Origin of the sequence: Streptomyces sp. NPDC096046, assembly GCF_040303285.1 — a bacterium.
Classification (GTDB): domain Bacteria; phylum Actinomycetota; class Actinomycetes; order Streptomycetales; family Streptomycetaceae; genus Streptomyces.
Genome location: NZ_JBEOSZ010000081.1, coordinates 1 through 19,201, shown reverse-complemented (window position 1 = coordinate 19,201; position 19,201 = coordinate 1). Strand labels below are relative to the sequence as shown.

General features: G+C 71.4%; 14 protein-coding genes and 4 pseudogenes. 7 read left to right on the top strand and 11 right to left on the bottom strand.

The window, feature by feature from the left end; genetic code table 11:
• From ABTX62_RS36355 to solA, 3 genes and pseudogenes are all read right to left on the bottom strand, one after another.
• Positions 1-241 (bottom strand): annotated as a pseudogene (locus ABTX62_RS36355) (ABC transporter substrate-binding protein); the annotation flags it as partial.
• A 282-nt stretch (positions 242-523) separates the two neighbouring features.
• Positions 524-1,210 carry a haloacid dehalogenase type II gene (locus ABTX62_RS36350; RefSeq protein WP_352120184.1) on the bottom strand — a complete coding sequence of 229 codons (687 nt, stop codon included), beginning with the start codon at positions 1,208-1,210 and terminating at the stop codon, positions 524-526.
• Between the two features lie 113 nt (positions 1,211-1,323).
• The gene (solA, locus tag ABTX62_RS36345) at positions 1,324-2,460 is read right to left on the bottom strand and encodes an N-methyl-L-tryptophan oxidase (RefSeq protein ID WP_352120183.1); all 1,137 of its coding nucleotides are present in this window, start codon (positions 2,458-2,460) and stop codon (positions 1,324-1,326) included.
• A gap of 276 nt (positions 2,461-2,736) precedes the next feature.
• Between solA and ABTX62_RS36340 the strand changes: the two genes are divergently transcribed.
• Positions 2,737-4,359 (top strand): PucR family transcriptional regulator, encoded by a 1,623-nt coding sequence (locus tag ABTX62_RS36340; RefSeq protein WP_352120182.1) that lies wholly within the window; start codon positions 2,737-2,739, stop codon positions 4,357-4,359.
• Positions 4,360-4,528: 169 nt separating this feature from the next.
• On the opposite strand, the gene ABTX62_RS36335 is transcribed toward ABTX62_RS36340, so the two are convergent.
• From ABTX62_RS36335 to ABTX62_RS36315, 5 genes are all read right to left on the bottom strand, one after another.
• Positions 4,529-5,134 carry an Rv1733c family protein gene (locus ABTX62_RS36335; protein WP_352120181.1) on the bottom strand — a complete coding sequence of 202 codons (606 nt, stop codon included), beginning with the start codon at positions 5,132-5,134 and terminating at the stop codon, positions 4,529-4,531.
• A gap of 262 nt (positions 5,135-5,396) precedes the next feature.
• Positions 5,397-6,302, bottom strand: coding sequence for a universal stress protein (locus ABTX62_RS36330; protein WP_352120180.1), 906 nt, complete (start codon positions 6,300-6,302; stop codon positions 5,397-5,399).
• A 305-nt stretch (positions 6,303-6,607) separates the two neighbouring features.
• The gene (locus ABTX62_RS36325) at positions 6,608-7,678 is read right to left on the bottom strand and encodes a zinc-dependent alcohol dehydrogenase family protein (protein WP_352120179.1); all 1,071 of its coding nucleotides are present in this window, start codon (positions 7,676-7,678) and stop codon (positions 6,608-6,610) included.
• A gap of 389 nt (positions 7,679-8,067) precedes the next feature.
• A complete protein-coding gene (locus ABTX62_RS36320) occupies positions 8,068-10,446 on the bottom strand; it encodes a glycoside hydrolase family 65 protein (RefSeq protein WP_352120178.1) in 2,379 nt (792 codons plus the stop codon).
• Between the two features lie 161 nt (positions 10,447-10,607).
• Positions 10,608-11,480: a universal stress protein gene (locus tag ABTX62_RS36315; RefSeq protein ID WP_352120177.1), complete on the bottom strand. Its 873-nt coding sequence runs from the start codon at positions 11,478-11,480 to the stop codon at positions 10,608-10,610.
• A 683-nt stretch (positions 11,481-12,163) separates the two neighbouring features.
• Between ABTX62_RS36315 and ABTX62_RS36310 the strand changes: the two are divergent.
• A pseudogene (locus tag ABTX62_RS36310) lies at positions 12,164-12,417 on the top strand (4Fe-4S dicluster domain-containing protein); the annotation flags it as partial.
• Positions 12,414-12,872 carry a Crp/Fnr family transcriptional regulator gene (locus ABTX62_RS36305; protein ID WP_352120176.1) on the top strand — a complete coding sequence of 153 codons (459 nt, stop codon included), beginning with the start codon at positions 12,414-12,416 and terminating at the stop codon, positions 12,870-12,872. The pseudogene ABTX62_RS36310 and the gene ABTX62_RS36305, both read left to right, overlap by 4 nt.
• Positions 12,873-13,047: 175 nt before the next feature.
• Here ABTX62_RS36305 and ABTX62_RS36300 read toward each other — a convergent pair whose 3' ends face one another.
• Positions 13,048-13,935, bottom strand: a complete 888-nt coding sequence (locus ABTX62_RS36300) for a pyridoxamine 5'-phosphate oxidase family protein (protein ID WP_352120175.1) — start codon at positions 13,933-13,935, stop codon at positions 13,048-13,050.
• Between the two features lie 167 nt (positions 13,936-14,102).
• On the opposite strand from ABTX62_RS36300, the pseudogene ABTX62_RS38110 reads away from it, so the two are divergent.
• From ABTX62_RS38110 to ABTX62_RS36285, 4 genes and pseudogenes are all read left to right on the top strand, one after another.
• Positions 14,103-14,321: pseudogene (locus ABTX62_RS38110) on the top strand (CBS domain-containing protein); the annotation flags it as partial.
• 148 nt (positions 14,322-14,469) lie between these two features.
• Positions 14,470-14,580, top strand: coding sequence for a CBS domain-containing protein (locus tag ABTX62_RS38105; RefSeq protein ID WP_502998081.1), 111 nt, complete (start codon positions 14,470-14,472; stop codon positions 14,578-14,580).
• 464 nt (positions 14,581-15,044) lie between these two features.
• Positions 15,045-15,968 (top strand): universal stress protein, encoded by a 924-nt coding sequence (locus ABTX62_RS36290; protein WP_352120174.1) that lies wholly within the window; start codon positions 15,045-15,047, stop codon positions 15,966-15,968.
• 256 nt (positions 15,969-16,224) lie between these two features.
• Positions 16,225-16,830 carry a dihydrofolate reductase family protein gene (locus tag ABTX62_RS36285; RefSeq protein WP_352120173.1) on the top strand — a complete coding sequence of 202 codons (606 nt, stop codon included), beginning with the start codon at positions 16,225-16,227 and terminating at the stop codon, positions 16,828-16,830.
• A gap of 681 nt (positions 16,831-17,511) precedes the next feature.
• On the opposite strand, the gene ABTX62_RS36280 is transcribed toward ABTX62_RS36285, so the two are convergent.
• Positions 17,512-18,969: an NAD-dependent succinate-semialdehyde dehydrogenase gene (locus ABTX62_RS36280; RefSeq protein ID WP_352120172.1), complete on the bottom strand. Its 1,458-nt coding sequence runs from the start codon at positions 18,967-18,969 to the stop codon at positions 17,512-17,514.
• A 109-nt stretch (positions 18,970-19,078) separates the two neighbouring features.
• Positions 19,079-19,201: pseudogene (locus ABTX62_RS36275) on the bottom strand (polyamine ABC transporter ATP-binding protein); the annotation flags it as partial.

The following is a 19,201-nucleotide window of genomic DNA, read 5'->3' as shown; positions in this document are numbered from 1 at the left end:
TGACCTGGATGCCGGTCTCCTGCGTGAACGGCGTGTAGATCGCCTTCTGCAGAGCCGCACCATAGGAACCGCCACTGTCACGGACGACCACCATCCTGCCGCCCTTGCCACCGGTGCCGGTGGAAGCGGTGCGGCTGGTGCCGGTACCGCAGGCGCTTAGCGCGGTCGCGGCGGCGAGACCCGCCGTGGCTCCGCCGACGCCGCGCAGGAAGAGTCTGCGGTCTATACGGGCGTCTCTCATCGTGTGCCTCCTGGGGGTGCTGCTGAGGGAAAGAGGGATGGCTGGGGATGGGGTCCAAGGCCGGTCCACGGGGAGGGCGGTGGGGCCGTGCATGCCGTAGAAGATGCGCCCGCCGGACGGGGCGTTGGACCGTGCGTGTGCTCCCCCGCCGCCGGCCGGGGTCGGTGCACGGGGCCGAGGGCGGCGCTCTCGGCCCGGTACTTCGAGTTCTCCGCGGGCGTCACCGACAGGCTCGGCGAGGGTCCTTCAGGGCTGTCCGTGCGGGACGGTGTGCGTCGCGAGTCAGATGCCGAGCATCTGGTTGAGCTCGTCCAGGGACTTGACCGTCACGTAGTCGTAGCCGTGGGTGACCGGGTCGTAGCCGCGGTCCAGGAGCACCAGGTTGCGGAAGCCCATGTCGTGCATCGGCATCAGGTCGTAGCGGGTGTGCGAGGCGACGTGCACGAAGTCCTCGGGCGACGCGTCGAGCTGGTCGAGCATGTACTCGAACGCGGCGTAGCGGGGCTTGTAGTAGCCGGCCTGTTCGGCGGTGAACACCGCGTGGAAGTCCGCCCCGAGCCGGGGCACGCTCTCCTCCAGGAAGGCGTCGCCGGCGTTGGAGAGGATGACGAGCTTGTAGTGCTCGCCCATCTTCTTCAGCGGTGCCGGCACGTCGGCGTGCGGCCCCCAGCTGCGCACGCCGTCGGCGAGCCGCTTGCCCGCGTCCGGCGCCGCCGTCACACCCCACTTGCGGCAGACCCGCTCGAAGGAGTCCTGCAGCACCTGCTCGTAGGGGTAGTACGCGCCGCGCACCTGGTCGTAGCGGTAGCCGCGGAACTCCCGCACGAACTGGTCCCAGTGCTCGGCGGGGATCTGGTCGCCGACGAGTTCACGCGTGATGGGGGTCATCGGCCACTCGATCAGCGTGCCGTAGCAGTCGAACGAGACGTACTTCGGACGGAACTGCAGGGAGGGGATTTTGTTGCTCATGAAGGAGCTCCAATGATGTGGTCCGCGGGAAGCGAAGGGATCATGTTTTTTCAGTACGTGTCCGGCAGGTGCGAGACACACTTCTCCCAGGGCAGGGCGAAGGTGAGGAAGACTCAGGCGGTCTGGGTTCCGGCCGGCGCGAGGAAGCCGATGGGGTGATCGGTGGAGCCCTCGAGGGCCAGGTCGGCGGCGATCTCTCCCATGGCGGGCGAGAGTTTGAAGCCGCTGCCGGAGAAGCCGGCCATGACGATGATGTCGTCCTCGCCGGGGAGATGACCGACGAGCGGGTTTCCGGACGCGGTGTAGCCCTCCATGTAGACCGACAGCCTGATGGGGTCGGGGTTCAGATCGGGCATCAGTTCGGCGATGAGCTCGCGGAAGGTGGCGAGTTCCTCCGGGCGGACCGTCCGGTCGAGCCGCTCGGGGTCGGGCACCGGCAGGTAACGGGCCAGGGACAGGCCCAGCTTGACGGAGATGCCGTCGGGCGAGGGGAGCCCGTAGCAGTCGTGGGGTGTGCTGCGGACGAAGGCGGGTGCGCCGCCCGCGAACCAGTCGTGGCGGGTGGGGATGTGCCACGAGCTGATCAGCCGGCGGATGTCGACGCTCCGGGGGAGGTCCGGGAGCAGCGTGTTGATCCAGGGGCCCGCGGTCACCACCGCGGTGTCGACGTGGTCCGTGCCCTGGTCGGTGACGACGTGCACCCCGCCGCCCGCCGCGGGGGCGATCTCCCGCACCGTGGTGTAGCGGTGCAGCCGGGCGCCCAGTTGCTCGGCGCGGGTGGCGGCGGCCTGGATCGACGCCTCGGGCCGGATGATGCCGCCCCTCCGGTCGAGGACGGCGGTGTGCCCGTCCGGGAGGCGGTGCTGTGGGTACCGGCGGGCGAGTTCCTCGCGGTCCAGTACCTCGTGGTCCAGCCGGTGGGTGGTGCTTTCGGAGAGGAGGAGGCGCATCGACGGTGACGCGGTCTCGCCCATCACCAGGCATCCGCTGCGGCGGCGCAGCGAGAAGCCCGTTTCGCGCTGGAGCCGGTCCCACATCCCGTCCGCGAGCCGCAGCAGCGGTACGTACCCGGGCTCACCGAGGTGCACGGCGCGGAAGATGCGGGTCTCGCCTCCGGCCGCACCGCGGTCGTGACCCGGCGCGTACCGGTCGTAGCCGATGACCTCGGCTCCGCGGGCGGCAAGTCGCCACATGACCTGGCTGCCCATGCTGCCGACACCGATCACGGCGACGCGCTTCTGGTGGCGCATGGGTCGCTCCTTTCGCCAGGGGGCTGGGTGGCAGTGATCCCCCGGTCCGGTGCGGACACCGTGCCGACCCATGCGGTTCGGCCCGACCGGGGATGGCGTTCACTTTCGACCCGCCGGAACCCGCAGGTCAACCCACACTGTGTTCCACCTCGCCGGCTTCTCGAGACGGTTTGTCACGGCAACGGACCAGGCTTCGGAAAGTGTTCTTCGCCCTCTTGCCACGGTGGGTGGCCGGTGCGAGGGTGACCCCCGAATCCTTCGGAAGAAAGCACCCCTATGCCGCCCAGCCGTCCCGCAACCGGGCACTTCCCGACCATCAGGGAGATTCTTCGCCTGCCCGTGCTGGCCGAGGGGATGCCGCGCGTGCTGGCCGGTTCGTCGCAGATCGACCGTGCGGTGCGCTGGGTGCATGTCACCGAACTGCTCAATCCGGCCGACTTCCTGGAGGGCGGTGAGCTGGTGCTGACGACCGGCATGCCGTACCCGGAGGACGCCTCCGAGCTGCGGGATTACGTCGACCAGCTCGCCGATGTCGGCGCCGCCGGCCTGATCGTGGAGCTCGGTCACCGGTATCGGAAGGTGCCCGAGGAACTGGTGGCGGCCTGCCGTGCGCGTGAGGTGCCGTTGATCGAGCTGGCCCGCGGTGTCCGCTTCATCGACGTCACGCAGACGGTGCACGCGCTCATCCTCGACGCGCAGGGGGCGCTGCTGCGCCGCGGCAAGGACATCCAGGACATCTTCACCGGTCTGACGCTGCGGGGCGCGGATCCCGAGGAACTGGTGCACACGACCGCGGAGCTCACCGGAGCGCCCGTGGTGCTGGAAGATCTCACCCACCGGGTCCTGATGTGCGAGCTGCTCGGCCGGCCGTACGAACCGGTCGTTTCGGCCTGGTCCCGGCGCTCCCGGGCCGCGCCGACCCTGGAGAAGATCGCGCCGAGCGGTCCGGAGGGGTGGCTGATCGCACCGGTGCAGGACCATCAGGGACCGTGGGGGCGGCTGATCCTGCTGGACAGCCGGCTGAGCACGGAGCCCGACCCGGAGCACATCCTGGTCCTGGAGCATGCGGCGGTCGCGCTGACCATGGCACGCCTGGCCGGGCCGGCGTGGTGGGAGCGCCGGGCCCACCGCTCCGTGCTGCGGGACCTGTGCGAACGGCGTTTCCGCTCCCCCGCCGACGCCCGCGCCCGCGCCGAGGCGCTGGGGTTGCCGGCTTTCGGGCACCGCCTCTTCGCCGTCGTCATCCGCCACGTCCGGCCCGGTGGTGAGGGAGAGCAGCTCGACGAGCGGATCGCGAAGGCTCTGACGCAGACCGGCATCCGCGCCCTGGTCGGTGAGACGGCTCCGGGCCGCATCGGTGTCCTCCTCGCCCTGGCGCAGGCCAGTGCCTGGCAGCCGGTCGCCGAGCGGATCGGCCGTCTCGTCCGTGAGGAACTCGGTCCGGAGGCCGTGGTCGCCGTCGGCCCGGGTGTCACCGACCTCTCCGGGATCGCCCGGTCGTGGCAGGAGGCCGAGCAGACGGCCGAGGCCATCACACCGGCGTCCCCGGAGCGGTGGTTCTACGTGCCCGCCGATGTCGGGCTGCCGGAACTCCTGGGAGTCCTGTGCGCGGACACCCGCCTGCAGCGCTACGCGGAACGGCAGCTGACCCGCCTCATCGAGCACGACGACCGCAACAGCGGCGACCTGCTGCCCGCGCTGCGCGCCTATCTGGCGGCCGCCGGCAACAAGTCGGACGCGGCGAAGCGGGCCGGCATGTCCCGGCAGGCCTACTACCAGCGCCTCCACACCATCGAACGGCTCCTCGGCTGCGACCTGGAATCAGGCCTGCAGCGCACGTCCCTGCACGTGGCGGTGCTGGTCCTGGACGCACGAGGAGCGACCTCGCCCGGCATCTGACGTCGACGGCCACCGCCACATGGCGGCACCTCGGCTGCCCGTGACGAGAAAGCCGGTACTCGCGGACTCGCCGAGCGGAGTGGAGACAGACGGCACGCGCACCTGTTCCGCGGTGAGGGACGGCTGCGGGCTTGAGCGGCTCCCGCCCAGTGCCCGGGCCGCCCTGCCGTCACCGGCGGAAACGCGCGGACCACCGCGGTTCCACCAGGTCCCATTCGGCGTCCCACTGAGCGAACCTCCTCCGGTCGAGGACCAGGCCAGCGCCCCCGCGCACCGCGTAGACGCCGACGACCATGCCGACGGCCGCCAGGCCGCCCACGAAGCAGCCGTTGCTCCACGCGGTGGTCGCGGTCGCCGGCGGACCGGTGATGGTTCCCTCCCGGTCCACCCAGATCCGCACGGTGGCCCCCTCAGCCGTTCCTGGCCTCACCAGAGTGGTTCCCGTCATGACGGTGCCGTTCCGCTCCGTCCAGCGGACCTGCGCCGGCTGCCTGGCCGCTCCGCTGTCGTCCGCGACGCCCGAGGTCAGCCGGGCGGTGACCTCGTGTCGCTGCGCTGTCTGGGCGTGCACGGTACGCGTCGTGGACTCGTAGGCCGCCAGCCCCGCGCCGGCCGCGGCCGGTGGCACACCGACGACGAGGATGAGCATCAGGAAGCGCCGGAACCAGGCTTCGAAGCGGTCGGACCGACGCCTCAGCGGGTTCGACCCCGCCGCGCCGTGGTGCTTGCGGGGCGGCGGCGGACCCGATGTGTACGGCGAACCTCGCGCGCTCATGAGCCGACCTCCGGCAGATCGCTGATCCGTTCCTCCACCACGTGGTCCCACCCTCGAACGGCGACGGTCTCGGTCACAGGGCCGAAGGTCCCGGCGCGGCCGGGCTTCCGTCCCCGCCGACGGACCCCGCCGACAGGCCCCGGAACGAGCCGCTCGGCCCATGCGCGGTGGCGGCTGCCGGGGCGATCCTCGAAGGAGAGAGCACACCACGGTCGCGTGCCGTGAGGTTCTGTCATCGGCCTTCGGACCATGCGCCATGCCCTCAGCGGTGTGCCACCACGGCGACGGGGGCGGCGGCGTGGTGCAGCACGGCATGGGCGACGGGCCCGATGTGCACGCCGAACCGGCTGCGCCGTATCCGCCGGCCCACGACGACCAGCGAGGCATAGCGAGAGGAGGCCACGACCTGGTCCGCCGCACTGCCCGCGCGGGAGGCCTCGATCACCTCGACGGCCGGGTACTTGTCCCGCCAGGGGCGCAGTGCCTCGGTGAGCTCGGCCGCATACTCACGCGCGAGTGCGTCGTACACACCCGCCTGGTCCGACAGACCGTAGACGTGGTGGGGCGGGGGGTTCCAAGCGTGCAGGACGCGCAGGGCCGTCCGGCGACGGGCGGCCTCCTCGAAGGCGAACGCGAGGACCGTGCCGTCGGGGCTGTGGGTGTCGAGTCCCAGCAGCACCGGACGGAACCGTGTGGCCGCTGACGGGATGCCGGCCGGGTCCATGGCGTGCTCGTCCGCCGCCTGCTCCCCGGACCGGACCAGTACCACCGGTACCTCGGTCCGCGCGATGACGGCCTGGCCCACGGAACCGACCAGGAACCCGCCGATCCCGCTCAGCCCGCGGGAGCCCAGGACCACCAGTTCGGCGTCCCTCGCGACGTCCACCAGGACATCGGCCGGTACACCGGTCACCTGGACCGCGGCCACGTCCACTCCCGGGTGACGCGCTCGCAGTCCCTCGGTGGCCCCGCGCGGGTTCCGCTCGCTCCAGTGCCGCAGGGGCTCCGTGCCGAGCAGCGGTGCCTGCGCCATCGGTTCCGGGACCGGCTCCCACACGTGCACAAGGCGCAGGGACAGCCCGCGCAAGGTCGCCTCACGGGCCGCCCACTCCGCGGCCGCCCGGCTCTCGGACGAGCCGTCGAGGCCCACCATGATGTAGCGCACCATGCTGTCCACCTCCTGAATCGGTATCCGTCTTCAGGTTCGCGCCGAGGAGCGGCGCGGGACAGGGGTCACAGGTCCCGGCCCGGGCCCGCTCGGCCCCGTCCGTCGAAGGGCCACGGTCGCATCGCGCAGGGCGAACTCCGTCAGGGGCACGGCCCCACGGTGAGGAACTCCGGCAGCCGCGGCCGTCCGGTGTGATCACCCCGGTGCGGCGTACTCGGCGCACGCGATTGCATCCGGCCGGGCCCGGTGACCGGTGTGCCGCTCACCACCTCGGACACCCGAACCGACCCGCGGGGGGGGCATGGTCAGGCCGCGGGGACGGCCAGCTCGTCGTGCCGCTGCCCGCCGAGCACGACCTTGAGCGCGCCGGTGTCGGCGGCGTGGGCGAAGACCTCGTAGGCCTCCTCCATCTGGTCCAGGACGAAGGTGTGGGTGACCAGACCGGAGGTCGATACACGGCCGGCGGCCGCCATCCTCAGCAGCGTGGGCGTGGAGGACGTGTCGACCAGGCCGGTGGTGATGGTCACGTTCTTGATCCACAGGTCTTCGAGGTGCAGGGTCGCGGGCTTGCCGTGGACCCCGACATTGGCCACCCGGCCGCCCGGCCGCACCATACGGGTGCACATCTCGAAGCTCTCCGGTACTCCGACCGCCTCGATGGCCACGTCGGCGCCGATCCCGCCGGTGAGATCGGCGACGAGCTGCTCCGGCTGGTCGCGCGCCGGGGCGACGGCGTCGGCACCGAACCGCCTGGCGGCCTCGAGCCGGGAGTCGGCGAGATCCACGGTGATGATCCGCTCCGGGGAGTACAGCCGCGCGGTGAGGATCGCGGCGAGACCGATCGGTCCGGCGCCGACGACCACGACCGTGTCGCCGGGCCGCACACCTCCGTTGATGACGCCCACCTCGTAGGCGGTCGGGAAGATGTCCGCGAAGAGCACGGCGTCGTTGCTCTCCAGTGCGCCCGGCAGCGGATGCACGGACAGATCGGCGTGCGGCACGCGGACGTACTCCGCCTGGGTCCCGTCGATCAGGTGGCCCAGGATCCAGCCTCCGCCGTCCCGGCACTGGCCGTAGGCGCCGTCCTTGCAGAAGCGGCAGCGGCCGCAGGCGGTGATGCAGGAGACCAGGACCCGGTCGCCCGGCCGGACGGTGCGCACGTCGCTGCCGGTCTCGACGATCTCACCGACCGCTTCGTGCCCCAGCACCGTCCCGGGGGGCACCTCCGGCACGTCCCCCTTGAGGATGTGCAGGTCCGTTCCGCAGATGGTGACGGCGTCGACCCGGACGATGGCGTCGGTGGGATCCTTGAGTCCCGGATCCGGGACGTCCTCCCAGGCGGACTGCCCGGGACCGTGGAATACGAGACCCTTCATAGCCGTTCCTCCTCGATCTCCGGCCCTTCGTTGTGTCGTCGGCGGATCTCTGGGGCGGGCACGGAGCGCATGGGAGATGCCCCATAAATCCATCTTCGACCAGAGTGGCGGCCCTCGCTTGGGCCGGGCGACCCTGAAGCAGGGCTGGGTGTCCCCTGCCGTCGGCACCTTGTGCCGCGATGGGGTGGCCGGGGACCGACCCGATGGTCACCACGCGGGGCACCGAGGTGTGCCATGGATGCCTCACTCCCCGCGGCCCGGCTGCGGCCCGGCCGCACCACCTCGCACGCGAGGGCTCCGCGCCAGCGGCCGACACGGGACCCGTCCGGGCCTGACGGGCGAAGGAGCGACCGCTGCCCGTCCCGCGTGGGTGCGCCGCCGGCGCGGACTCACGCGTGCCCGTCGGCGAGCAGCAGCCGGCTCGTCTCCCCGGGGCCGACGCAGACGGTCCGGTCGGGCAGCCGTACATCGATCGGCGGGCCGCCGGACGGCGGGACGGCGATCTCCAGCCGGCCACTCTCCAGGCGCAGCCGTACCCCCCAGTGCCCCTGGTACTGCAGCGAGAAGCCGTACGACGACAGCTCCGGCAGCGGCACGGGGTCCAGCCAGAGCGCCCCTTGCCGCGTCTCCAGCCCCGTCAGCCCCCGTTGGACCAGGTCGAGGGTGCCGGCCATCGCACCGAGGTGGATGCCCTCACCGGTGGTGCCGCCCTGGAGGTCGGCCACGTCGCCCCTGAGGGCCTCCTGGCAGAACGACCAGGCCTCGCTGCGCCGGGCGCGCGCGAGGATCCAGCCGTGGACGAGACCGCTGAGGGTGGAACCGTGGCTGGTGCGGGCCAGGTAGTAGTCGACGGTCCGCACCCAGGTCTCCTCGCCGACGCGGTAGCCCAGGCGCTCGAAGAGGCCCTGGAGTTCGTCCGGCGAGAAGAGGTAGCCGAGCATGAGCACGTCCGCCTGTTTGGAGGCTTTGTAGCGGTTGACGCTGTCGCCCTCCGCCTCCAGGATCCGGTCGAGTCGCCGGATGTCGTCGTAGCGCGTCCGGTAGCCGTCCCAGTCGAGTTCGGCCAGCTCGCCGTACCCCTCGAACTGGCTGATGACGTTGTCGTGGAACGGCACGTGGAGGGTGCGGGAGACCTCCTCCCACTGCTCCGGTTCGCCGCTGTCCAACTCGGCACGTTCCACGAGTTCGCGTCGCCGGGGTGCCGGCAGATCGCGCAGCATCTCCAGTGTCCGGGCGAGCACCCAGGCGGCCGTGACGTTGGTGTAGGCGTTGTCGTCCAGGCCGGGCCGATCGGCGTCCGGATACGCCTCGTGGTATTCGTCGGGGCCGACCACGCCCCGGACGCGGTACCGGCCCGACCTGTCGTCCCAGGTGGCCGAGTCGGCCCAGAAGCGCGCGATCTGCACCAGCATCTCGGCGCCCTTGGTGTGCAGGAACTCGGCGTCGCCACTGGCCTCGCAGTACTGCCACACGTTGTACGCGATCGCCGACCCGACGTGGTGCTGGAGGTGCGTGTGGTCGGGCAGCCAGCGGCCCGAGCGGGGGTTGAGGTGCAGCCGCTGGGTCTCCTCACGTCCGTCGCTGCCGCTCTGCCACGGGTACAGCGCCCCGCGCCGGCCGACGGCCCGGGCCGCGGCGCGGGCCCGGTCCAGACGCCGGTGACGGTAGTGGAGGAGGGCACGGGACACCTCGGGGAAGTGCAGGTTCAGGTACGGCAGGACGAACAGTTCGTCCCAGAAGACATGGCCGCGGTAGGCCTCGCCGTGCAGCCCGCGGGCCGGCACGCCCACGTCCAGGTCGGCGGTGTGCGGGGAGAGGGTCTGCAGCACATGGAACAGGTGCAGGCGCAGGATGGCCCCGGCTTCCCCGGGCACCTCGATCTCGGCCCGGCGCCACAGCTGCGCCCAGGCCGTCAGGTGCGACTTCAGGAGCGCCTCGAAGGCGGGCGCCGCGCTCACCCGGTCCACCGCGGCCTGCAGCGGATCGCTGATCGCCGGGTCGCGCGAGGTGTGCAGGGCCACCGTCTTGTCGACGGCGGCGGCGCAGCCCGGTTCCAGAACCAGCCTCACCCGTTGCACGGCACCAGTGTGCCGGTGGGTCTCGGTGACCGGTGCGCCACAGGTCAGCCGGGCCGCCATGCCGATCCGGATGTCCGACGTGCGGGTACGGCAGCGCAGCCATACCGTGCCGGGCGCGGCGGTGCCGGTGTGCACATGGGTCAGATGGCGTCCTTCCAGGCCGCGGTAGCGCTGGACGCCGCTGTTGGTCACGTCACCGTCCAGGGCCGCCTCGACCTCCAGCTCCATGGTGTCGCCCTCCACGGTGAACTCGGTGCGCAGGGCCGCGACATGCGGATCGGCCATGTGCACGAGCCGCTGCTGGCGTACGGACAGCACCTGTCCGTCGTCCAGTCCGTATCGGGTCACGCGTTCGAGAAGACCCGTATCCAGGTGCAGCGCCTGCCGGTGGTCGAGCACGGGCGCGGTGTCCGGCGTGAGCCATTCACCGCCCGGGCGCCGGAAGCGGAGCGGCAGCCAGTTCGGCAGGTTGACGATGTCCTCGTTCTCGACCGGGCGTCCGGCGACCACGGAGGTGAGCCGGTTGTAGCAGCCGGCCGCGTAGGTGCCGGGATAGTGCACGTCGTCGGCGGCGCACTCCGGCAGGGCGCCGCGTGTGGCGAAGCGTCCGTTGCCCAGCGTGCACAGTGACTCCCGCAGCCGTTCGTCCGCGGGCTCGTAGCCCTCGTACTCCCAGGTCCAGGCCGTCATGCGGCTGCCCCCTTCGCGGCTGGGAGGTGGGTGCTCCGGATGAGACTCCTGCTGGACCAGTGTGGCCCTGCGCGGGCGCGCTCCGGCGTCCCGCGACACGCCGTTGTTCGTGTCGCGGGACGCCGGAGCGCTCATCCGCGCGTCTCGGGCCGTCCCGCGCCTCAGACCCGCTGCGGGACGACGGCCACCGGGCAGGCCGCGTGGTGCAGCAGGGTGTGGCTCACCCGGCCGAGCTGGAGGCCGAAGTGGCCGGACCGGCGCCGTGCGCCGACAACCACCAGGTCGGCAGCCTCCGAGCGGTTCACCAGCACCCTGCGGGCCGGCCCTTCGATCGTCGCCCGCTTCACCCGCACGGCCGGATGATCGACCGCCACCTCAGCGATCAGCGCATCGACCAGGTCGGAGGCCCGCGCCTCGTGCTCCGCGGTCTCCTCGGCGGGAGCGGACCGGTCGGCGTTCTCGTGCGCGGGACGACGCCAAGCCCGGACGACGTCGAGCACGCAGGCGCGCGCCTCGGCCTCCCGGAAGGCGAACCGGACGGCCTCGTGGCTGGTGTCGGGGTCTCCGGCACCGAGCAGGATCCGGCGATGGGTCCCGGCGAGACCGGCTTTGTCACCCCGGACCACGATGACCGGGCAGTACGCACGAGCCGCGACGGCGAGGCCCACCGAGCCCAGCAGGGCTCCCTTGAGCTCTCCGCGGCCGCGCGAGCCGGTCACCATGGCGGAGGCGTTGTCACCCTCGCTCAGGAGGGCGGACACCGCTTCGGCGGCCACCGCCTCGACGGACACCTTCACATCAGGGTTGAGCCGTCGGACGCGTTCCTCGGCGGAAGCCACGATGTGCTGCGCCATCACCCGCTCCGACGGCCGCTGCAGACTCAAGGAGGGCAGCGCACCCTCGTAGCGCTCCCACAGGGAGCCGTGGACCAGACGCAACGGCAGACCGTGGCGTGCGGCCTCATCCACCGCCCAGTCGACGGCCAGGATGCTGCCGTCGGAACCGTCGACGCCAACGACCAGGGGCAGTTCCATGATTCCACCGCCAATCCTTCGGGCTGCCACTCGTGCAGCAGGGGTACTACTGTCACGGTCGCACTCCGGCGTCTTCGTCGGCAGGGGCGGTTCGGCCCCTGCCGGGGCCGTTCGGCCCACCTGATCGGGCCGGCCCCGTCATGAGGGCCGGCCGACCCTGACCCATATAACGGCTGACGACGAGGCTGGGAAACCAGGCGAGCGCCACGACACGAGGCGATCACCATGAAGAGGATCCTGGAAGCCAAGCGCCCCCGGCCGCCGCGCCGGCCGGATCCTCCCGACCCGCGCACTCCCGTCGGGACGTCCGACGCCCTGCTGACCTGGGCCGACGGGCCGGACGACCGGGTCGGTCGGGGCCGGCCGGCCCTACCGGCCCTACCGGCCACACCCTCCGGGTGGCGTGCTGGAAGGGTCGGGAAGGACGTGATGAGACGGGGGGAAGCGGCCGCGCACCGCGCACCGTGCAATCGGGATCCGCGAGAGGCAGATGTACCTTCCCGTCCTTCGTGCGCGGGGCCCGGGGGCACGCACAGGGCCTCGCGCAGCCGATGAGGCCGAAGGGCCCTATGAGGGTGCCCGGGCGGCCCGTCGTGCCGCACCCCCTGGCGGAGCAGGCTGACATCAGGGGACCGAGCAAGGACTCGGAGGGGTGATCATGACGAACAACCCGGCAACCGGCGTCCTGCTTCGACATGGCCTTCTCCCACCTCCACGGCGGACCTGTGCGGGCCTCGTCGCGCAGCCGCTACCGGCAGTGACTCACCCGCGAACTCTCCACCTGGTACGAGCAGTTCGGCAGCTCCGCTGCGTGGGCTGCGGGCGCCGCGTCACCTGGTGCCCGGTCGGCATCGACATCACCGAGGACGCCACGGCGCCGCACGACGAACGCGTCGGCCGCCTGCGGCACGAGAAGCAGAAGGAGACGGAACAATGACCTCCACCACCACTCTCCCCATGGCTCTTCCGGCCGAGCACCGCGACCGGCTGATGTGCCTCGCCCGTGAGGTCTCCTTCGAGGCCGGGACGCGCCTCTTCCAGGAGGGCCGCCGCGCCGACCGGTTCTGGATCATCCGGACCGGGACCGTCCTCCTCGACCTGCATGTGCCCGGCCGTCGCGCCGCCGTCATCGAGTCCCTGGGCCATGGCGAGCTGCTCGGCTGGTCCTGGCACTACGCACCGTATGTGTGGCAGCTGGGAGCCGAGGCACTCAGCCCCGTGCGGGCCTGGGAGTTCGACGCCGATGCCGTACGGGCCGTGTGCGCGCAGGACCCGGAGTTCGGACGGTCGATCGCCACCTGGGTCGGCCGGGTCGTGGCACACCGGCTGCAGGCCTCGCGGATACGGCTGCTCGACCTGTACGCCCCGTACGGGAGCGGGAGCCCGGCATGACCGACATCCCCGTCCCCCATCTGGTGACCGGCGTGCGGCGCGAGACGGCCGACACGGTCGGTCTCACGCCGGCGCCCGCCGGGCAGGAGGCTCTTGATCCCTTCGCCCCGAGCCGGTTCCTCGGCGGCCGAAGGGCCTCGACTGTGTGCCGAACGTCCTCAGGGCGCCTGTGCGCTCACGCGTCGTCGGCGGGAGCGATACGCCGCCCGGTCAGTCGGTCGATGCCGATCGACACCCACAGCGCGCGTCCGCCTCCGGCCCACGGAACGGTGTGCGCCCGATCGTCGAGTCGGCGTACCGCGTCCCGGTCGCTGACCGCCCGTGCGCGGCCCGTTACCAGCACACTCCAGCCCCGGCTCATGGCGTCGTCGACATGGTCGACCTCGAACGCCACATCACTGCCCACCGCGGCGGCCGGCCCGGAACCGGGCGCGGTGCGGAAGACGACGGCCTCGTCGACGACGTCGTAGTTGACGGGGAACACCACCGGACCGTGCGCTGTGGTCAGCGAGACGCGCCCGACACCGTGTGTCGAGAGCAGGGCCCGGCACTCCTGCTCTCCGAGCTCCCGCAACCGGGGGTGGAGCAGCGCCTGTCCCTGCCCGGGAGGCTGCTCCTGATCACCACCCTGGAGTGCGAGGAGTGTGGTCCCGAGGGCGTCGGCCAGGCGCAGCAGGGTGCCGAGGCTGGGGTCGGAGGCGTGGGTCTCCAGGTAGTTGAGGTACTGCGGGGACATACGGGCTCGACGGGCGGTCTCTTCCAGGCCGAGGCCCTGCCGTGTCCGTACCGCTGCCAGGCGGCGGCCCACGTCGCCGGGCCGCCGAGCGGGCTCGGGCCCGCTCGTCCCGGCGTCGGTGTCCTGCGCGGAACCCTGCCGCCCGGCCTGCTGGATGTGAGCGTCCGGGCCGGGGAAGACCAGCGTGACATCGCCGGTGTCCGACCAGCGCACGTCGTACGGCGGTGTCCCGTCCTCGTGGTGGAGGCCGATGATCTCTCCGTCGCGCCGGACGACACCGGTCGTCGGGCTCTCGACGATCAGACGGTCGCCAAGGTGGGCGTGCATGGCCGTGACCTCTCCGTCGACTGCTGTCTTCCTCCAGCATCACGCGGGCGTACCGCCCCCGCACCAGGGACCGAAGGTCCCTGGTGCGGGGCGTGCGGTCCCCGTGTTCTGTCCGAAGGCCTCCAGGTCACAGGCGTGTCCGGGGAGCAGGCTGAAGGTGAGAAGCCATGCCCGGGACCGACGGGCCGAAGCGCGCCACGGTCGGTCGCGGACCGGAAGGAGGCGCGTCACACCGCACGATCGGAGAACTCATGACTCGTGGCGTCGTACGGGTACGACCGGACACACCGTTCAAGAAGATTGTCGGATTGCCGACCGACCACGACGTTACGGCCCTGCCCCTGGTCGACGACCTCGATCGGCCGGTGGGAGTGGTGCCGGAGGCCGACCTGCTCTCGGATCCCAACGGTCTGCCGTCCGCTGCGGGCCACGCTGACGGTGCCCTCGCTCAGGACGAGGGCACCACGGCCGGGGAGCTGATGACGGCTCCCGCGGTCTGCGCGCCCGGGGTGGACGGTCGTCGGGGCGGCGCGCCTGAAGGACGGCCGAGGCGTCAAGCGGCTGCCCGTGATCGACGAGGCGGGCCCGCTGGTCGGCATCGTCAGCAGGGGTGATCTCCTGCGGGTCTTCCAGCTCCGGGGCTAGGCGCTTCGCGACGAGATCACCCGTGACGTCCTGAACCGGACTCTCCGTCTCGCCCCCACCGACGTGGCGGTCGAGGTGCACGAGGGCCGGGTGCGTGAGCCCCTGGATCGTGGTGGCCCGGCGCAGCACGATCCCGTCCGAAGGGCAGGGTCGAAACCGGTCGGCTCATCCCCGCCATCGAGCGGCTGTGCCACGGTGTCGACGGCGTGGTGTCCGTGGACGCGGACCCGACCTGCCGTGTCGACGGAGCACCGGTAGCAGGTCCGAGCGGTTGAATCCGGCGGCCGCCGCGCGTGGGACGCCAGGTGGCAGAGGTCGGGTCCCTTCGGGGGCGTACCGGTGGATGAGCCCGCTGCCCTGGCGGAGGTGAATGATGGAAACAGCCCAGGGGCGGCCGACAGGCTCTCGGATCCAAGGAGGAGCGATGACGTCCCAGGGCCTCTCCAGGAGGAAGGAGCGCCACCATGACGAAGCCGGTGGTGGTAGTGGGAGTCGACGGTTCGCCGTCGAGTCTGGACGCGGTCGAGACGGCAGGCCATGAGGCCGATATCCGGGGAGCGGAGCTGCGCCTGGTGCATGCCTTCGGACGGCCGTCCGCACACCTGCCGGCCGGCGTGCCGCCGTGGAACCCCGCTGGGGCAGGGGTGCGCGAACTGCTCGACGGCACACTGGCGGCGGCCGAACGGCGAGCCCACGACGTGGCGCCCCACGTGGACATCACTCGCGACGTCACCGTGGGAGAACCGCTGATGGTGCTCGAGATCGCCTCGCGCACGGCCTCGCTCGTGGTGGTCGGCAGCCGTGGTCTGGGCGCGTTCAGCAGCCTGCTGCTGGGCTCGACGTCCGCGCACCTCGCCGCACACGGCCACTGCCCCGTGCTGGTGGTACGAGGGCGGCCGAACCCGAAGGGCCCCCTCCTCCTGGGGGTCGACGACTCGGCAGCCTCCGAAGAAGCCGTTTCGTTCGCCTTCACGGAGGCGGCCCTGCGCGGCGCGGACCTCACGGTGCTGCACGTGTGCCGGACCGGGAGTTCGGACGGCTACGACGGTCCGGCCGATCCCCCCTTCGTCACCTATGACGAGGCGCACCTGCGGGAGAAGGCCGAACACGTTCTCGACGCGGCACTGGCCGGCCTGCGGGAGAGGCATCCGGACGTCACGGTGCGACGCAGGCCCGTGGTCGGCAGGGTGCGGCACACCCTCATCGACGCGAGCGCGGACGCGCAGCTGCTCGTCGTCGGAGCGCGAGGCCGGGGCGGCTTCACGGGCCTTCTGCTGGGCTCGGTCAGCCAGGCCGTCCTGCACCACGCGCGATGCCCGGTCACGGTGGTTCGTCACCGGGGCGAGGACCCCGCAGCGGTAGGAGGCGGCGCAGAGGAACGCCCGTAGACCTCAGCGGGATGCCGCGCCCCCGAGTGCGTGTGCGTGATCAGGGTGGACCACGGTGGACACCGAGTGCCCACCAGACGGGATCGCGGAGATCGTCGGGGCCGTTCGCGGATGAGGCTGAGCCTCCGAAGCAGTGCCGCTCCGCCGATCTGATCGGCTGCGGCGTCATGGGACTTCTCGCTACTCACAGCGCGGCCGATGAGTTTGGGGCTCTCGGCCGGTCCAAGCTCGTGACACTCCAGGAAAGGACACCGCCATGTCGGAGCTTCTCGTCGACTTCATCACCTCCCTCGACGGCTACGCGTCGGGAGAGGGATGGCCCGGGTTCTGGGGCCTCGAGGGCCCGGAGTACCTCGCATGGCTCGGCGAGCAGCCCGAGGCCACCTACCTGATGGGAGCGAACACCTACCGCCTGATGTCGGGCTTCGCCGCAGGCGAGGTCCCGAAGGGCCAAGACGAGTTCAGGCCCGAGGAAGAGGCATCCGTCGACGAGCTCACGCAAGCGTCCAAGGTGGTGTTCTCCTCCTCACTCGAGGAGCCACTGACGTGGGCCAACTCCACGCTCGTCCGCGACGACGCCGTCGAGGCGGTCCGCGCCATGAAGTCGAGTGGCCCGGGACTCCTCAGCACGATCGGCAGCCTCAGCCTGTGCCGGTCCCTGCTACGGGCCGGACTCGTCGACCGCTTCCGGGTCGTGATGTTCCCGGTGATCACCGGGGCCACGGGCGAAGAACGCATCTACGACGGCTATCCGGACGTTGCCCTCGAGATGATCGAGCACCGCACCTTCGACGGCCGCATCCAGCTGGTCGAGTACAAGCCCCGCGTGCTCGAGCACCCGCCGCTCGGCGGCCCTGCGTGACGTCGCCCCGTCCGCCGGTCCGGACGGCCGCCGGGCCGGCGCCGACGGGCGCGGGGCAAGACCTGATAGGGGGCGAACGGCCAACGCCAGGACGCCCGGTCCATCGTCGCTGTGCGGCGGGACTCGACGCCGCAGCGGAACAGGCACGGATCCAGTGATCATGCTGGTGTCGAAGCCAGCTGATCACGGAAGAGGTCCCTGCCCGCCCGTTCGTCTTCACCCAGCAGGTCACCGTCTCGCAGACCGCGCACTACTTCGCCTCCGCCCAAGAGCTGCGTGACTGGGCGGAGGCCGGTGCGACCACCAGCCGATTGGAACTCTCCCAGATCCCACAGGTGCCATGGGGCTGCGGAGCATGGTGCGGTGTCGGTGAGGAAGAACCGAGACCCCCCACCGGGCCGCTGTGGCTGCGTGACGTCCCAGACTCCCTGCCCCGCCGACTGCTGGATGTCCTTTGCTGTCGGCGACCAGGAACTGAGAGGCAGGCGCCGACGGCAGGAACTGCTTCACACCGCCGTCCTGCCGAAGATCCGCCCGGGCGGCCGGGCTGGAGACATTGCAGCCCCCGGAGACCGGCGGCCACCCTTGACCGGGCCGCTGGCGGACGTAGCGGAATGGACCCTCATCCCGGTCACTGCGTTGCCCTGCACGACGGGAGCAGGCTCCGCTGTGTCGGCTTGCTCAGCTGTGAAAGCCGGGCAGTGACAGGTACTTGAGCTGCTGGTACTCGTGGAGGCCTTCCGGTCCGCCCTCACGGCCCAGACCGGACTGCTTGATCCCGCCGAAGGGTGCCGCGACCTCGGAGACCAGGCCGCGGTTGATGCCGACCATTCCGGCCTGCAACCGGGCGGCGACCCGGCGGGCGCGGTCGATGTGGGACGTCATCACATACGACGCGAGGCCGTGCTCGGTGTCGTTGGCCACCGCTATGGCCTCGGCCTCGGTGGAGAAACGATGGATGGCGGCGACAGGGCCGAAGACCTCCTCGTGCATGATCGCGGCGTCGGCGGGGACGTGGTCCAGCACGGTCGGGGCGGCATAGTGACCCGGCCCGTCAGGGACGTCCGCCTGGCCGACGACGACGGCACCACGGGCCACCGCGTCCTCGACGAGGTGGCGGACCTTGTCCACCGCACGGTGGTCGGCCAGCGGGCCGAGGTCGGTGTCCTCCCGGTCCGGGGCACCCACCCGGATGGCGGTGATCCGTTCGCCCATCACCGCGGCGAACGCGTCGGCGATTCCCTCCTGGACCAGGAACCGGTTGGCGCCGACACAGGACTGGCCGCCCAGCCGCATCTTCGCGATCATCGCTTCGCGGACCGCGAGGTCGAGGTCGGCGTCGTCGAAGACCAGGAACGGCGCGTTGCCGCCCAGCTCCATCGAGGTGCGCAGCACCCGGGCACCGCTCTGCTGAAGCAGCAGCCTGCCGACCGGAGTGGACCCGGTGAAGGACAGCTTGCGCAGCCGGGGGTCGGCCAGCAGCGCCGTGGTGACCGCTGCCGCGTCGCTGCTGGTGATCACGGTCAGGACGCCTGCGGGCGCGCCGGCCTCGCGTGCGAGCTCGCCCAGTATCAGCGAGGACAGCGGGGTGAGCGCTGCCGGTTTGAGCACGGCGGTGCAGCCGGCGGCGAGGGCGGCGGCGGCCTTGCGGGCGGCCATGGCCAGCGGCACGTTCCACGGGGTGATCAGCAGGCAGGGCCCGACCGGCTCGGCGACGGTGACGATATGGCTCTTGCCGTCCGGGGAGGGCGTGCTGCGCGCGTGAGGGCGGACCGCCTCCTCGGCGTACCACCGGAAATAGGCCGCGGCGTAGTCCACCTCGCCCCGGGCTTCGGTGATCGTCTTGCCGATCTCCAGCGTGATGATCCGGGCCAGACGCTCACGGTGTTCGGTCATGGCGTCGGTGATCCGGTGCAGGACGGTCGCCCGGTCCCGCGGGCTGGTGAGGGCCCACTGGTCGGCGGCCGCGGCCGCCGCGTCCAGTGCTGTCAGCGCGTCTTGTGCGCCGCAGTCGGCGACGGTGGCGATGACTTCCTCGGTCGCGGGGTTGCGCACCTCGAAGGTGCGACCGCCGATGGCGGGTTGCCAGTCGTGGGCGAGGAAGCCACGGGGGACGGTTTCCAGGACTGCCGACTCCACTGAGGGAGTGGTGAGCGTGTCAGCGGCGTGCGGCGTGAAGGGTCATGTGGCGGAGCCACCTGTCCGTTCACGGCGTGCGGCGAGCGTGCGTGCCGGGCGTCGTGACGCCGCGCCGACGGATCTCGTCCTTCGGTACTCCGCGCAGCGTCAGCGGGAAAGCGACGTTCTCGTTGACCGTCATGTGGGGGAAGAGCAGGTACTGCTGGAAGACGAAACCAAGCCCCCGCTTCTG

Coding starts and splice junctions, on each gene's coding strand:
- ABTX62_RS36350 (WP_352120184.1), bottom strand. CDS start 1,210: ATGAGCAACAAAATCCCCTCCCTGCAGTTCCGTCCGAAGTACGTCTCG.
- solA (WP_352120183.1), bottom strand. CDS start 2,460: ATGCGCCACCAGAAGCGCGTCGCCGTGATCGGTGTCGGCAGCATGGGC.
- ABTX62_RS36340 (WP_352120182.1), top strand. CDS start 2,737: ATGCCGCCCAGCCGTCCCGCAACCGGGCACTTCCCGACCATCAGGGAG.
- ABTX62_RS36335 (WP_352120181.1), bottom strand. CDS start 5,134: ATGAGCGCGCGAGGTTCGCCGTACACATCGGGTCCGCCGCCGCCCCGC.
- ABTX62_RS36330 (WP_352120180.1), bottom strand. CDS start 6,302: ATGGTGCGCTACATCATGGTGGGCCTCGACGGCTCGTCCGAGAGCCGG.
- ABTX62_RS36325 (WP_352120179.1), bottom strand. CDS start 7,678: ATGAAGGGTCTCGTATTCCACGGTCCCGGGCAGTCCGCCTGGGAGGAC.
- ABTX62_RS36320 (WP_352120178.1), bottom strand. CDS start 10,446: ATGACGGCCTGGACCTGGGAGTACGAGGGCTACGAGCCCGCGGACGAA.
- ABTX62_RS36315 (WP_352120177.1), bottom strand. CDS start 11,480: ATGGAACTGCCCCTGGTCGTTGGCGTCGACGGTTCCGACGGCAGCATC.
- ABTX62_RS36305 (WP_352120176.1), top strand. CDS start 12,414: ATGACCTCCACCACCACTCTCCCCATGGCTCTTCCGGCCGAGCACCGC.
- ABTX62_RS36300 (WP_352120175.1), bottom strand. CDS start 13,935: ATGCACGCCCACCTTGGCGACCGTCTGATCGTCGAGAGCCCGACGACC.
- ABTX62_RS36290 (WP_352120174.1), top strand. CDS start 15,045: ATGACGAAGCCGGTGGTGGTAGTGGGAGTCGACGGTTCGCCGTCGAGT.
- ABTX62_RS36285 (WP_352120173.1), top strand. CDS start 16,225: ATGTCGGAGCTTCTCGTCGACTTCATCACCTCCCTCGACGGCTACGCG.